Below are 12,066 nucleotides of genomic sequence, written 5' to 3'. Positions count from 1 at the left end.
AAACGTATTAGATTATCAAGAGTAATTTTGTCTTCTAAACTATTTATTTGTAATAGTTAGCGGGAAATTCCTTGGATGTGTTGCATATTTGAATATACGAAAAATCCTGTTTTAATGACACTATTTTGTTATATTTGTTACGAACCAAACGGAAGTTTTTTCACAGACTGACGTTAGCAGTAACTTTTGCCCAAAAAAATGGAAAAATTTGACTTTAATACCAATTATTGGTATTTTTGATAAAAATAAAAATCATGGCACGAAATACATCAATATTATTAGGAGACTACTTTGAAAACTTTATTAATGAACAAATTTCTACAGGAAAATATAGTTCGGTAAGTGAAGTTGTTAGAACTGCTTTAAGAGTTTTTGAGCAAGAAGAAACTAAGACAAAATCTCTAATCAATGAACTAGAAATTGGTGAAAAGAGTAGTAAAATCAGAAATTTTGACCGCAATAAAAATCTTGAAATGCTAAAAGCAAATTTTCAAAAATAATGCAAGAGTATATAATTAGTGAAAAGGCATTAGAAGATATTAATAATATTTGGATTTATACGGCAGAAAATTGGTCTGTTGAACAAGCAGATCGATATTATAACTTAATCATTGACGAAATTGAATATATCGTCGATAATTTAGATATGGCTCGTGACTTTGGGAAAATTAGAAAATCATATCGTTACTCAAAAGTAAAATCACATTTAATTTTCTTTAAAAAAGACAAAACAAATGAAATTGAAGTCGTTAGAGTTTTACACGAAAGAATGGATATTGAAAACCGATTAGCGGAATAAATAAAAAAAGCTATTGCTAACAGCTAGGGTTTCGTTGCGTTCGTAGCACGAACAATGAAACCCGTGTTGAACGGAACCGCTCAACTTCCAGTACTATGGGGCTATCGTAAAAAGACTTTGTAATTTTCAAGAGGATTTAGATCCTCTTTTTTTTGGGACTAAGAGAAAGTATGTTTTTTGAGTGTTTACCTTCACTATTAAGCATAAATACCCTTACCCATAAAATTAACTTTCACAGGGAATGGATTTATGGCTATTTCCTAGCTAAAACTTTATTAAAACGCACCGGATTATCAAGAGTAATTTTATCTTCTAAACTATTTATTTGTGATAGTTGGCGGGAAATTCCTTGGATTTGTTGCATATTTGAATATACGAAAAATCCTGTTTTAATAGTGGCTTTTTGTTATATTTGTTCGTAACCAAACGGAAGTTTTTTTACAGACTGAAGTTACTGGCAAGCAAAAAAAGCGCACAATAAAACTTATCGTTTATTATTTTTGTACTTTTGAAAAAAAGTGAAATTATGAGAACAATACAAGTAAATATACCCGATAGTGTTGATTTGAAAGATTACGATTTTTCAATGATAATAGCGTCAAAACTTTATGAAGATGCAAAATTATCTGCAGGGCAAGCTGCAGAAATAGCAGGACTAACCAAAAGAGCATTCATAGAAATACTTGGAAAATATGGTGTTTCAATATTTAGTAAGTCAATTGATGATTTACAATCAGATATAGCAAATGCATAAAATAGTAATTTCCGACACAAGCACTCTAATTATTCTTCATAAAATAAATGAACTAAATATCTTAAAACATGTTTATGAAGAACTTATAACTACTCCTGAAATTGCTGAAGAATTCGGAGAAAAATTACCAGATTGGATAACTGTACAATCAGTAACTGATGAAAAAATATCAAAGGTTTTTGGAAACTCAAGTAGACCGTGGCGAAGCAAGTGCAATTGCATTAGCTTCGGAATTTGAAGATGTTACATTATTATTGGATGACCTCAAAGCTCGCAAATTAGCTGTAAAATTAAAACTTAAGACAACTGGAGCATTAGGAGTAATACACAAAGCTAAACAAATGTCCATTATACCAAAAGTTAAGGCTTTAATTGATAAATTGTTATTAACGAATTTCCGAATATCTAACAGTATTATAGATGAAATACTAAAGTTGAATAACGAATAAAAACCAGCCACTTACAGCTAGGGTTTCGTTGTGGCTGCAAGCCGAACAATGAAACCCGTGTTGACCGGAATCGCTTAACTTCCAGTACTATGGGTTTATCGTAAAAATATTTTGTAATTTTCAAGAGGATTCAGATCCTCTTTTTTTTGGAGTGGATAGCAGTTTGGTTTTGAAGTGTTTTCCGTTATTACCCATAAAACTAACTTTCATAGGGAATGGATTTTTGGTTATTTCCAAGCAAAGACTTCTTTAAAACTTATTGGGGGTATCAAAAGTAATTTTGTCTTATAAACTATTTATTTGTAATTGTTGGCGGTAAATTCCTTGGATAAGTTGCATATATAAACATGCGAAAAATCCTGTTTTTAATAACGCTATTTTGTTATATTTGTTACGAACCAAACGGAAGTTTTTTTACAGAAAAATGTTATGTGAGATTCCAAAAAAATACGTCTTAATTTGAATAGTTACCATTTTTTGGTAACTTAGCTAAAAAAAATTATGGGACGAAATACTTCTATATCGCTTGGTGAACATTTCGAAAGTTTTATCGAAAACAGTGTAAATGATGGAAGATTCAATAACCCAAGTGAAGTTGTTAGAGCTGGTCTTCGCCTTTTAGAAGATGAGGAAAATAAAATTATAGCTTTAAGAAAAGCGATCAATGATGGAATTGAAAGTGGACGTGCTGTAGATTTTGATGCTAAAAAACATCTTAACGTTTTAAAAGCAAGAAAAAAATCAAATGGCTAAATATTATTTAACAAATAAAGCTGTTGATGACTTATCTGAAATTTGGGATTATACAATCGAAACTTGGTCTGAAACACAAGCTGAAAAGTATTATGATTTGCTTATGGCATCATGTGATGATTTAGCAAATAATCCAGAACTTGGTAGAAACTATGATTTAGTAACAAAAGGAATTTTTGGTTTTAAATCAGGTGAACATATTATATTCTACTCAATTATATCAAAGAGCGAAATAGAAATCACGAGAATTCTTCATGGAATGATGGATTTAAAAAGCAGACTATAAGTAAATTTCGCACAATGGAGTAACGAAACCCCTTGACACTAACGGGTGCGCCTCTCACACCACTGAACCCTTCAAGTTCGCTCAGTATAAACCAAGCGGTTTGTCCCGATAGAAAATCGGGATGACGGGTTAAGTTTGATGTATAAATTGGTTAGAGATTGATACCCTCGTTTTTTTAATCGTTTCAAATAATGGTCGTATTCAAATAACAATGTTATAACTGTTACGAACCAAACGGAAGTTTTTTAACAGACTGACGTTAGCAGCCATTGAAAAAAACGGCTAAAGATTAGAGTTTCTGAAAAATTGTAATAACTTTGTGTATACAAAAAAAATAAAAGTTATGGACATTTCAGTTATTCCGATTGGTAATTCAAGAGGAATTCGTTTATCGAAAACCTTACTCGAAAAGTATAATATCACAGATAAAGTCGAACTAATTCTTGAAAAAGGCTACATAATTTTGAAACCCAAATCTGAACCAAGAAAAGGCTGGGAAAAATCATTTAAGAAAATGCACGAAAACGGGGAAGACAAGTTGCTGATTAACGACATTTTTGATGACGAAAAATTTGAAGAATGGAGTTAAGACAATATCAAATTGTTTTAGTCAATCTGGATCCAACGATTGGAAGTGAAATAAAAAAAACACAACCTTGTGTTATCATTTCTCCTAACGAAATGAATAAATATTTACAGACAATCGTTGTAGCTCCTATGACTAGCAGTTCCAGATCTTATCCGACAAGAGTTGAAATTTTACACAACGATACCACAGGCCAAATTGCATTGGACCAAATCAGAACTATTGACAGACAAAGAATAACAAAAGTTTTTGGGAATTTGGCTGAAAAAGAAGTTTCAAAAGTAAAAGAAGTTCTGAAAGAAACTTATGTAGATTAAAGATAACGGCTGGTAATCGTGTAGACGGCTCTGTTAGAAACTAATGGATTGCGCCTATCAATTTAGCGAAGCGGTATCATGAAATCCCTATAAAAATAAACAACGCATTTCATACACCACCGAACCCTTCGACCTTGCTCAGGATAAAGCAAGCGGTTCGTCCTGAAGAAAAATCGGGATGATGGGTCAAGTACGATGTAGACATCCGTTAAGGATTGATACCCTCGTTGTTTTAGTCGTTTCAAAGTAATGGTCGTATTTAAAATAGGTCACTACTAAAACTTCGATAAAACGCACCGGATTATCAAGAGTAATTTTATCTTCTAAACTATCTATTTGTAATTGTTGGCGGGAGATTCCTTGGATGTGTTGTATATTTAAATATACGAAAGACCCTGTTTTAATGACAGTTTTTTGTTTGCTACGAACCAGACGGAGTTTTTTCACAGACTGACGTTAGCTGTGATAATCTGACGAATACAGTGTAAAATCAAAATATTGTACATACATTTGTACAAATTGTAATAATTATGGTAGTAACCAATATTTCAGAATTCAGAAAAGATATTAAATCTTATTTTGATAGAGTAGCAATAAACTTTGAAACTCTGATTATTAATCGTGGAAAGGATTCAGGGATTGTTGTTATTTCACTTGAAGAATATAATTCACTAATTGCAACAAATTATGAATTATCAAACAGAACTAACGAAAGTAGGTTAGATTCTGCTATTGATAAATTTAAGAGTGGTAAGTCATTCTCTAAAGACTTAATTGAGGAATAAAATGAAATATATCTTTGTTGATGAATCTTGGGAAGATTATTTGTATTGGCAAAAAATTGACAAGAAGAAAATCAAAAAAATAAATGACCTACTCAAAGATATTTCTAGAAATCCTTTTGAAGGAATAGGAAAGCCAGAACCATTGAAACACAAGTATGCTGGATTTTGGTCACGAAGAATTGATGATGAACATCGATTAATTTACAGGTTTATCGATGATGAAATTCAAATATTGAAATGTAGACATCATTACGACTAATATTATTACCGCTAACAGCTAGGATTTCATTGCGGCTGCAAGCCGAACAAACAAACCCGTGTTGAACGGAACCGCTCAACTTCCAGTATTATGGGGTTATCGTAAACTGATTTTGTAATTTTCAAGAGGATTCAGGGATCAGTTGCAAAAGTTGGGGATTAAGCAAAAACAAATGCTATTAATGGTAACTCATTAATTCGATGTAACTCCTTTAAATTAACTGCAAAATGTAAAACTGTGTGAACCTAACGGTTAATAAAGTTGTATTTGTCATAGCGCTGTTTTCTTTTAATTCGTGCGAACCTTTTCAATCCCAGGCATAATGGTGAGCATGTTAAAAATTGGTCTTCCTAAAAGCATATCTTTGGTTCTTTGGTAGTTGTAAGTTGTCCTCATTTTTTTATAGCTTTTGGTATCAATTACGCTCCTTATTTTGAACGTACAATTCTAGCATTGGTCACCATTTCCTCTTCTTCAAACAACTTACAAATTATTTTTCCTTTGCCATTTTTTATGTGGATATTATCTAGGTAGATGGTAGTTTCACCTGTGGTATTGGCTTTAAAAGTAAGACCAAAATCACTAATGGTTAGTGGAGAAAGACTACCTAATCCAACCGCTACATGTTTCCATTCACCCTCCCAAATTGTAGGCGATTGCAAAGGTTTGTTGTTTAAATTAATGCCGTTTTTATCATTAAAAACGCTGTTATTGCCTCGCAAAGGACTAAAATAGCAGTAGGATAAAAGAGAAGGTGAAGCCACCTTTATATCATATTCTAGGTAGTAATCCGCTAGGATGGGAACTTCTTTTTTGAGAATTTTTAGGGTTTGTTGTTTTAAATCGGTCATAAAGTTGAGCGTTACCGCCAGGGTATTCTGAACCGAATTTGCAGCTGTGGCCTTCATCGTTAATGGTAAATGCATTGTGGCTACTCCAGTTTTCTTGGAGGCGAGGGCGATTTCTTTTAGGAGTTGTTGTACCACTTTCGGATTGGCATCGGCCACATTTTGAGTTTCTGCTAGGTCATTGGTCATGTTGTATACTTCGACTTTGTCATAGTAGCGAAACAATTTCCATTGGGGTGTTCGGAGGACATCGTGATCCCTCCAATTCCAATAGAAACTGCGGTTGTTTTTCTTTTGTGTGCCCTTGAGCCTCTTGACCATACTTATGCCATCCAAATTTTTAGGTAGTTTTTGTTGGCTTTTTGCCAAATCGGCTAGGGTTGGAAATATATCGAGATAGCCACACAATTCTGTCACTTTTTTTGGATTATTTGTTATCGTTCCCTTTGGCAGTAGCATGGTGGCTGGAGCGTGGATTCCACCTTCATACAAGGAGTGTTTCGCACCTCTAAAAGGAGCGTTATTTCCAGCATATTCTGTGCCACCATTGTCTGAAAAAAACAAAATGATAGTATTTTCCATAAGACCAGAATTTTTTAAGTAATCCATAATGAGTCCAACATTGTCATCTAAGGAAGTAACCATCGCTGAATACAGCATATCGATCTCGGCTTTGCTCAATTTCTCGGCTTTTGTCAACCAGTCGGGGTCGTTGTAAAGGGTGGCATTAAATTTTCTCCATTCGGGAATATTGATGACCGCTTTCCGATAAAAATCATATGATTTTTGATCTTTGACCTTGCTTAAAATGATTTCGGGAACTCTTTTGAGCAGTGCTTCTTTCACCACATGCGGACCATGTACTGCTGGAAACGGAATATAACACAAAAACGGACGATGGTTTACTTTGGCCTGATTCATGAATTCAATGGCGTACTTGGCAGTCAAGTCGGTGGCGTATTCTTGTTCCTCATTTTTGAGTTGCCCATCATGAAACCAACCTGTCGATGCTTTCGAAAAGTAATCTACCGCACCTGCATAAAAACCTACAAATCGATCAAAACCAAATTGATTCACTGTTGGTGCCTTTGCAACTTGATTGGGCGAGGGGCTGTTATGCCATTTTCCAAAGAGGCCTGTAAGATACCCTTCTTTTTGAAAAAAGTTACCCATGTTTGGAAGATTTGGATCTAAATTCCCACCGGTTTCTGGTCCCGCACCGATGCGTAAAGGGTGCAAGCCCGTTAACATTCCGCCACGAGTTGGAGTACACACCGGATTGGTCATGAAGTTGGTGAACTCAATACCTTGCTCGAATAATTTATCGATATGTGGTGTAGGAGTTAGCCCTCCTGTATGACTTAAATCGCCGTAGCCAAGATCATCTGCTAATAGGATAATGATGTTGGGTGGTGATTTTTTTTGAGCTAGTGCGATTGCTGTACCAAGAAGCCAAAGGATTCCAACCTTCTTTAAAAATTGGATGCTGCGATTACGCTGAAAATAAGACATTTTTTGCATTAGATTAATTTTCTTTTTTGGACACCTTCGGTATGCGAGGAATTATTTTTTTTCAACCATTCTAGTAAGGTGTTTCTCAGCTCTTCGGCTTTTTGAGTATATTTTTCTCGTTCAGGATTGTTGCCTAATAGATTGGTCATTTCATAAGGATCTTTGTTTAAGTTGTACATAGCGTTGAGTACTTTTGAGGTTTCGGTATACGGAATAATCAGTTTCCATCCGTCTTTTACTATCATATAATTGGGTTCGGTATCGCCTCTGTAATCCCATTCTTGAACGACATATTTTCCTTGATTTTTAGCTGTTCCTTCAATCATTCCTTTTAAACTAGTGCCATCTGATGGATGAGGTTGTACTTGTAAATAATCCAAAATAGTAGGCAATAAGTCGATGGTCGAGGTGTAGCCTGAAAGTACAGTTTTCTCTTTGATTTTTTTTGGAAAACGAAGCAGTAAAGGCACGTGAGCCGATTCTTCATAGAAAACATTTTTTTCCCGCATGCCATGAGCGCCTAACATTTCCCCATGATCGCTAGTAAAAACTACCAAAGTATTGTCGGCTATATGAAGTTCTTCGAGTTTGTCTAAGATTTTCCCCACCCAATCATCCACTTCTTTCACCAAACCGTAGTAACTGGAAATCATGTATTTTATTTTTTCGGGGTCTGCATATTCAGGATGTTCTAATCGGCCATTGGTTTTTTTGTAGGGTGAATTCAACATTTGATCCGTCATACTTTTAGGTATAGGCATGTCTTTTACAGGATACATGTCGTAATAGGGAGCGGTGGGTAACATCGGCGCATGCGGCGAATGAAAAGCACAGGTAATGCTGAAAGTTGAATCCTTGAGGCGTTCTAAGGCTTCCATCGTTTGTTTGGCTTGGAAAGCCGTCATGGTATATTCCTTATCAATTAGCAATTCTCCATTTAAATCGGGCTGAATGAATCGCAAGTTGTTTTCCTTGATTTCTTCATAAGTCTTACCATGAAATTTATCTAACGGATTGGTTCTGTATGGTCTTTCGGTAATTTGGTCATACAATTCGCCAGGTTTTAGGGGCCTTTTTGGTGATTTTTCATTTAAATAATCCATGTAGATATGCGTTTGACCTTCTGGACCAAAAATTGATTTTCCATTTTTAGCGGTTTTTTGAGGATTTTTATACACCTTCGCTTTTGAAGTTAGCGAGTGCCATTTGCCGTAGTATTCGCATCGGTACCCGTTTTCGGATAAAATTTCATCAAATGTAGGCATGGTCATAAGGCCCTCTTTCTTATAATCGTAGGCATATTCATTTACTTTCATACCGTTGTTTTCAACCGTAGTCCCCGTTAATATAGAAGATCTAGAAGGACCACAAACGGCACTAGGAGAGTAGGCATTTTTAAATCGCGCTCCTTGTTTAGCTAATCGATCCATATTGGGTGTTTTTAGAATTTTATTTCCAGCGACACTCATGGCATCAAATCGTTGTTGGTCAGTGATGATGAAGAGTAAGTTTGGTTTTTTCTTTTGCTGGCCAATGCTTGCGGTACTTTGCAAAAGAAAGCATAGTGCCAAAAGGCCTAAGGGGAAATGTTTCAGTGGTGTTTTCATAAGGATGCTAAATAATTTTTTAACTGTGATTTTCAAAGGATCTGGCATTAGTGGGGCAATGACTTATAAGGGCAATGTGTTTTGAAATAACGCAGCTTTTTCGAGTAATTCTTTGATAATTTCAGGATGTTTGTCGGCCAAGTTAATGGATTCGTACGGGTCATTTTCAAGGTCGAATAAAAAGCTTTCGCCTGGCATTCTTCTTGGTTTTATTCCGGGATAGGCCTCTGGTGACGCTTGCTGAAGGGGCGCTATAATGCTAATTCCATCTGGTTTTCTGGGATCACTGTATTTTTTTAGGTCAATTTCTTGATAAAAATCGGGTGTTGAGAGGTACATTTTCCATTTGCCTACTCTAATGGTTTTGATTTTGTGGTCTTTCATGCTAAAGATAGGGTCGTGGTCTTGTTTTTTACCTTTCAAAATAGCACTGATGTTTTGACCGTCTAATTTTATTTTTGGATCTTGCTGTAGGGTAGTCAAGTGTTGCAGTGTGGGGACTATGTCTAAAGACCAACAGGGGGTAGTAGCAATACTTCCTTTTTGGACTGCTTTGGGATATCTCATAATAAAGGGCACGCGAATGCCACCTTCCCAGTTGTTCGCTTTCATTCCTTTTAATCCGCCTGTATTCCCTCCAAACCAAGGTCCATTATCAGACATAAAAATGACAATGGTGTTGTTAAATAGGTTTAATTTTTCCAGACGTTCGATGATGGCTCCTGTGGACCAATCTAATTCTTTAAGGACGCTTTCATACAATTCCTTGCTATTCCCGTCTTTGTAAAATGCACCCGAGGCGGCTAACGGTTTGTGTGGCATCGCATGGGCTAAATACAAGAAAAAAGGAGTGTTTTGATGGGCGTTAATAAATTCAATGGCTTTATGAGTATAGTCTTGGGTGAGCCAATTTTGATCCACTGTAGTACTAACAATCGTGTGGTTTTCGATAAGCTGCACGGGACGCATGTCATTGGAGTACAACATTCCGTAATACCCATCAAAGCCATGAAGTAGTGGGTGAAATTCAGGTTGGTGGCCCAAATGCCATTTGCCTATACACTGGGTGGCATAGCCTGCTTTTTGAAACATTTCGCCTAAGGTGACTTCTTGTTTTGGGAGTCCTACCTCATTGATATTTGCATCAGGAGCTGGATTTTCAAGCACCCCATGGCGGAGCGGAAATCGTCCGGTGAGTAAACTCGCTCGGGAAGGGGCGCAGTAGGGGGTGGGTACATAAAAATTTGTAAATCGGGCTCCTTCTTTAGCCAACCGATCAATGTGGGGAGTTGCGACTTGTTTGGGGTTATAGCACGAAAGTTCACCATACCCCATATCGTCTGTTAAGATGATGATGACATTGGGTGGTGTCTTTTTTTTGAAGGGAGCAATAGTACCCTGAAAGGCAAAACCTTGAAAGGAAATTAGGCTACTTAAAACAAGTAAGGTTAGAAATATTTTCATTCGAATGTTGCTATTAAACTATTGTTATAACGAGTAATTGTACTAAACTACTTAAGATTATTCAATAAATAAGTGAATTTTTATAAGAATAAAGTTATCGTTATTTCTTTTTTGTAAGATGAACTTTATTTTTTGTAACGATTTGATTTTGATTTACTTATTTTTTGAGTCTAATCTTATTTTAATGGCCAATCATCTGTTCTGAAAGGGGCTACTGGGATACCCGACAAACCAAAAATACTAGCTTCTTCGTAATTTTTATAGGCATATCGCACAGCTTTTGGCTCGGTGACGGCTTCGCTCCAAACGGCAAGCCGAGTTGATTGAGTTTCAATAGTAGCATTTGCAGGATAAAAAATTTGATCTTCACCCGCAATTTCAAACCCTTTTAACTGGGTCCACATGGGATAAATTCCTCGTGTTGCGTTGGAGAAATCAATATAGATTTTGTGCTCTTTTTTTTCCATTTGTTTAAATACGGGTGGTTGGTATAAAAAACCTTTTCTGCCATAGGTATTGCCCAAAGCCCAAAGTGCCAAACGTTCTCCAATAATTTTTTTATTTTGTGGATGAATGAAATTCAAACTACCAATATCAAGTGTAGTTACCATTCCGGAATTGGGTATTACAAGACTATGGGTCTCTTGAATTTCTCGTAGTCGTGCGGCTTTGGTTCCGTTACTCTGATCGTACTGGAAAGGCGCTATTTGAACAAAATAAAAAGGGAAAACCCCTAAATTCCATTTGCTACGTAAATCTTGGACAAAAGCAGGCATGAGTTGACGATACATTTCCGCATTGTTGCAATTGCTTTCTCCCTGATACCATAAGAAGCCTTTAATAGCGAAAGGAATTAAGGGGGCAATTTTAGCATTATAAAGTACGCAGGGAGTCATATTTGGTTTTTGGATCGTACTTTCTTGGTCCAAAATGGTTGTATTTATTTCTTGAAATGGCGCAATTGCTTCTCGGCTCATCCAAGCCTCTACCATCGAGCCTCCCCAAGTAGAAACGATGATGCCAACGGGAACTTCTAAAACTTCTTGAAGGTATTGAGCAAAGAAATATGCTGTAGCACTTGTATTGGCAATGTTTTCGCTAGAATTTTCAACCCAAGCTCCTTCACAGTTGCTTTGGGGTTGTTTAGCAAATTGTTTGATGGTTTTCCCTTCTTTCGAATCCGTTGAGAATATGCGAATCGGAATTTTTGGATTCGCTTTTGCAATCACGTCATTGCCTCCCTGTGTGAGTTGCCTTGGAAAACCTTGAAGCGGCATTTCCATATTTGATTGACCCGAACAAAACCAAACTTCGCCAATGAGAATGTTTTTTAAAGTAAGTACCTCACCATCTGAAAAAACGATATTGAAAGGTCCTCCTGCCTTTGGAGTACTAATTTTTAGCATCCAATTGCCTTTTGCATCTGCATGACAAATGTATTTTTTGGAATTCCAAGACGTAGTGACTTTGATTTTTTTACCTGCTTGGGATACTCCCCATAGTTTTACCTCTGATAGTTGTTGTAATACCATATTATCAGAAAGGATAGTAGGCAACTGAACTTTGGCATAAGCAGTGGTGAAGCAGCTAATATAGAGTAAAAGATATAGGGATATTTTAGAAGTTTGTTTGTTCATTTTTTTTGAA

The 12,066-nt window shown here is 36.0% G+C and carries 14 protein-coding genes; 10 read left to right on the top strand and 4 right to left on the bottom strand.

Annotated elements, in window-relative coordinates:
• The first annotated feature begins 254 nt into the window (after positions 1–254).
• The 10 genes from ACSVH7_RS05065 to ACSVH7_RS05020 all read left to right on the top strand — a co-directional run bounded on the left by ACSVH7_RS05065 (position 255) and on the right by ACSVH7_RS05020 (position 4,988).
• On the top strand, positions 255–500 hold the full coding sequence (locus ACSVH7_RS05065) for a type II toxin-antitoxin system ParD family antitoxin (RefSeq protein WP_438065604.1): 246 nt from the start codon (positions 255–257) through the stop codon (positions 498–500).
• The gene (locus tag ACSVH7_RS05060; protein ID WP_438065603.1) at positions 500–799 is read left to right on the top strand and encodes a type II toxin-antitoxin system RelE/ParE family toxin; all 300 of its coding nucleotides are present in this window, start codon (positions 500–502) and stop codon (positions 797–799) included. Before ACSVH7_RS05065 ends, ACSVH7_RS05060 begins: the two co-directional genes overlap by 1 nt.
• A gap of 526 nt (positions 800–1,325) precedes the next feature.
• On the top strand, positions 1,326–1,553 hold the full coding sequence (locus ACSVH7_RS05055) for a UPF0175 family protein (protein ID WP_438065602.1): 228 nt from the start codon (positions 1,326–1,328) through the stop codon (positions 1,551–1,553).
• Between the two features lie 158 nt (positions 1,554–1,711).
• The gene (locus ACSVH7_RS05050) at positions 1,712–2,002 is read left to right on the top strand and encodes a DUF3368 domain-containing protein (RefSeq protein ID WP_438065601.1); all 291 of its coding nucleotides are present in this window, start codon (positions 1,712–1,714) and stop codon (positions 2,000–2,002) included.
• Between the two features lie 501 nt (positions 2,003–2,503).
• Positions 2,504–2,755, top strand: a complete 252-nt coding sequence (locus ACSVH7_RS05045; RefSeq protein ID WP_438065600.1) for a type II toxin-antitoxin system ParD family antitoxin — start codon at positions 2,504–2,506, stop codon at positions 2,753–2,755.
• Entirely contained in the window at positions 2,748–3,041 is a 294-nt protein-coding gene (locus tag ACSVH7_RS05040) for a type II toxin-antitoxin system RelE/ParE family toxin (RefSeq protein ID WP_438065599.1), read from the top strand. The genes ACSVH7_RS05045 and ACSVH7_RS05040 overlap by 8 nt, the downstream gene beginning before the upstream one ends.
• 343 nt (positions 3,042–3,384) lie before the next feature.
• A complete protein-coding gene (locus ACSVH7_RS05035; protein ID WP_438065598.1) occupies positions 3,385–3,630 on the top strand; it encodes an AbrB/MazE/SpoVT family DNA-binding domain-containing protein in 246 nt (81 codons plus the stop codon).
• The gene (locus tag ACSVH7_RS05030; RefSeq protein ID WP_438065597.1) at positions 3,621–3,944 is read left to right on the top strand and encodes a type II toxin-antitoxin system PemK/MazF family toxin; all 324 of its coding nucleotides are present in this window, start codon (positions 3,621–3,623) and stop codon (positions 3,942–3,944) included. Before ACSVH7_RS05035 ends, ACSVH7_RS05030 begins: the two co-directional genes overlap by 10 nt.
• Positions 3,945–4,474: 530 nt before the next feature.
• A complete protein-coding gene (locus ACSVH7_RS05025) occupies positions 4,475–4,729 on the top strand; it encodes a type II toxin-antitoxin system Phd/YefM family antitoxin (protein WP_438065596.1) in 255 nt (84 codons plus the stop codon).
• Position 4,730: 1 nt separating this feature from the next.
• Positions 4,731–4,988 (top strand): Txe/YoeB family addiction module toxin, encoded by a 258-nt coding sequence (locus ACSVH7_RS05020; RefSeq protein WP_438065595.1) that lies wholly within the window; start codon positions 4,731–4,733, stop codon positions 4,986–4,988.
• A gap of 428 nt (positions 4,989–5,416) precedes the next feature.
• Here ACSVH7_RS05020 and ACSVH7_RS05015 read toward each other — a convergent pair whose 3' ends face one another.
• The 4 genes from ACSVH7_RS05015 to ACSVH7_RS05000 all read right to left on the bottom strand — a co-directional run bounded on the left by ACSVH7_RS05015 (position 5,417) and on the right by ACSVH7_RS05000 (position 12,056).
• Positions 5,417–7,348 carry a sulfatase family protein gene (locus ACSVH7_RS05015; protein ID WP_438065594.1) on the bottom strand — a complete coding sequence of 644 codons (1,932 nt, stop codon included), beginning with the start codon at positions 7,346–7,348 and terminating at the stop codon, positions 5,417–5,419.
• 8 nt (positions 7,349–7,356) lie between these two features.
• Positions 7,357–8,955 carry a sulfatase-like hydrolase/transferase gene (locus ACSVH7_RS05010; protein ID WP_438065593.1) on the bottom strand — a complete coding sequence of 533 codons (1,599 nt, stop codon included), beginning with the start codon at positions 8,953–8,955 and terminating at the stop codon, positions 7,357–7,359.
• Between the two features lie 63 nt (positions 8,956–9,018).
• The gene (locus ACSVH7_RS05005) at positions 9,019–10,419 is read right to left on the bottom strand and encodes a sulfatase-like hydrolase/transferase (RefSeq protein ID WP_438065592.1); all 1,401 of its coding nucleotides are present in this window, start codon (positions 10,417–10,419) and stop codon (positions 9,019–9,021) included.
• A 176-nt stretch (positions 10,420–10,595) separates the two neighbouring features.
• Positions 10,596–12,056 carry a sialate O-acetylesterase gene (locus tag ACSVH7_RS05000; RefSeq protein WP_438065591.1) on the bottom strand — a complete coding sequence of 487 codons (1,461 nt, stop codon included), beginning with the start codon at positions 12,054–12,056 and terminating at the stop codon, positions 10,596–10,598.
• Positions 12,057–12,066: the final 10 nt, after the last annotated feature.

Origin of the sequence: Flavobacterium sp. TSSA_36 (genome assembly GCF_051547165.1) — a bacterium.
Classification (GTDB): domain Bacteria; phylum Bacteroidota; class Bacteroidia; order Flavobacteriales; family Flavobacteriaceae; genus Flavobacterium.
This window is presented reverse-complemented; position numbering and strand designations above follow the sequence as displayed.

What these genes read in the sequence shown, in the direction of transcription:
- ACSVH7_RS05065 (WP_438065604.1), top strand. Translation starts at nt 255, where the DNA reads ATGGCACGAAATACATCAATATTATTAGGAGACTACTTTGAAAACTTT.
- ACSVH7_RS05060 (WP_438065603.1), top strand. Translation starts at nt 500, where the DNA reads ATGCAAGAGTATATAATTAGTGAAAAGGCATTAGAAGATATTAATAAT.
- ACSVH7_RS05055 (WP_438065602.1), top strand. Translation starts at nt 1,326, where the DNA reads ATGAGAACAATACAAGTAAATATACCCGATAGTGTTGATTTGAAAGAT.
- ACSVH7_RS05050 (WP_438065601.1), top strand. Translation starts at nt 1,712, where the DNA reads ATGAAAAAATATCAAAGGTTTTTGGAAACTCAAGTAGACCGTGGCGAA.
- ACSVH7_RS05045 (WP_438065600.1), top strand. Translation starts at nt 2,504, where the DNA reads ATGGGACGAAATACTTCTATATCGCTTGGTGAACATTTCGAAAGTTTT.
- ACSVH7_RS05040 (WP_438065599.1), top strand. Translation starts at nt 2,748, where the DNA reads ATGGCTAAATATTATTTAACAAATAAAGCTGTTGATGACTTATCTGAA.
- ACSVH7_RS05035 (WP_438065598.1), top strand. Translation starts at nt 3,385, where the DNA reads ATGGACATTTCAGTTATTCCGATTGGTAATTCAAGAGGAATTCGTTTA.
- ACSVH7_RS05030 (WP_438065597.1), top strand. Translation starts at nt 3,621, where the DNA reads ATGGAGTTAAGACAATATCAAATTGTTTTAGTCAATCTGGATCCAACG.
- ACSVH7_RS05025 (WP_438065596.1), top strand. Translation starts at nt 4,475, where the DNA reads ATGGTAGTAACCAATATTTCAGAATTCAGAAAAGATATTAAATCTTAT.
- ACSVH7_RS05020 (WP_438065595.1), top strand. Translation starts at nt 4,731, where the DNA reads ATGAAATATATCTTTGTTGATGAATCTTGGGAAGATTATTTGTATTGG.
- ACSVH7_RS05015 (WP_438065594.1), bottom strand. Translation starts at nt 7,348, where the DNA reads ATGTCTTATTTTCAGCGTAATCGCAGCATCCAATTTTTAAAGAAGGTT.
- ACSVH7_RS05010 (WP_438065593.1), bottom strand. Translation starts at nt 8,955, where the DNA reads ATGAAAACACCACTGAAACATTTCCCCTTAGGCCTTTTGGCACTATGC.
- ACSVH7_RS05005 (WP_438065592.1), bottom strand. Translation starts at nt 10,419, where the DNA reads ATGAAAATATTTCTAACCTTACTTGTTTTAAGTAGCCTAATTTCCTTT.
- ACSVH7_RS05000 (WP_438065591.1), bottom strand. Translation starts at nt 12,056, where the DNA reads ATGAACAAACAAACTTCTAAAATATCCCTATATCTTTTACTCTATATT.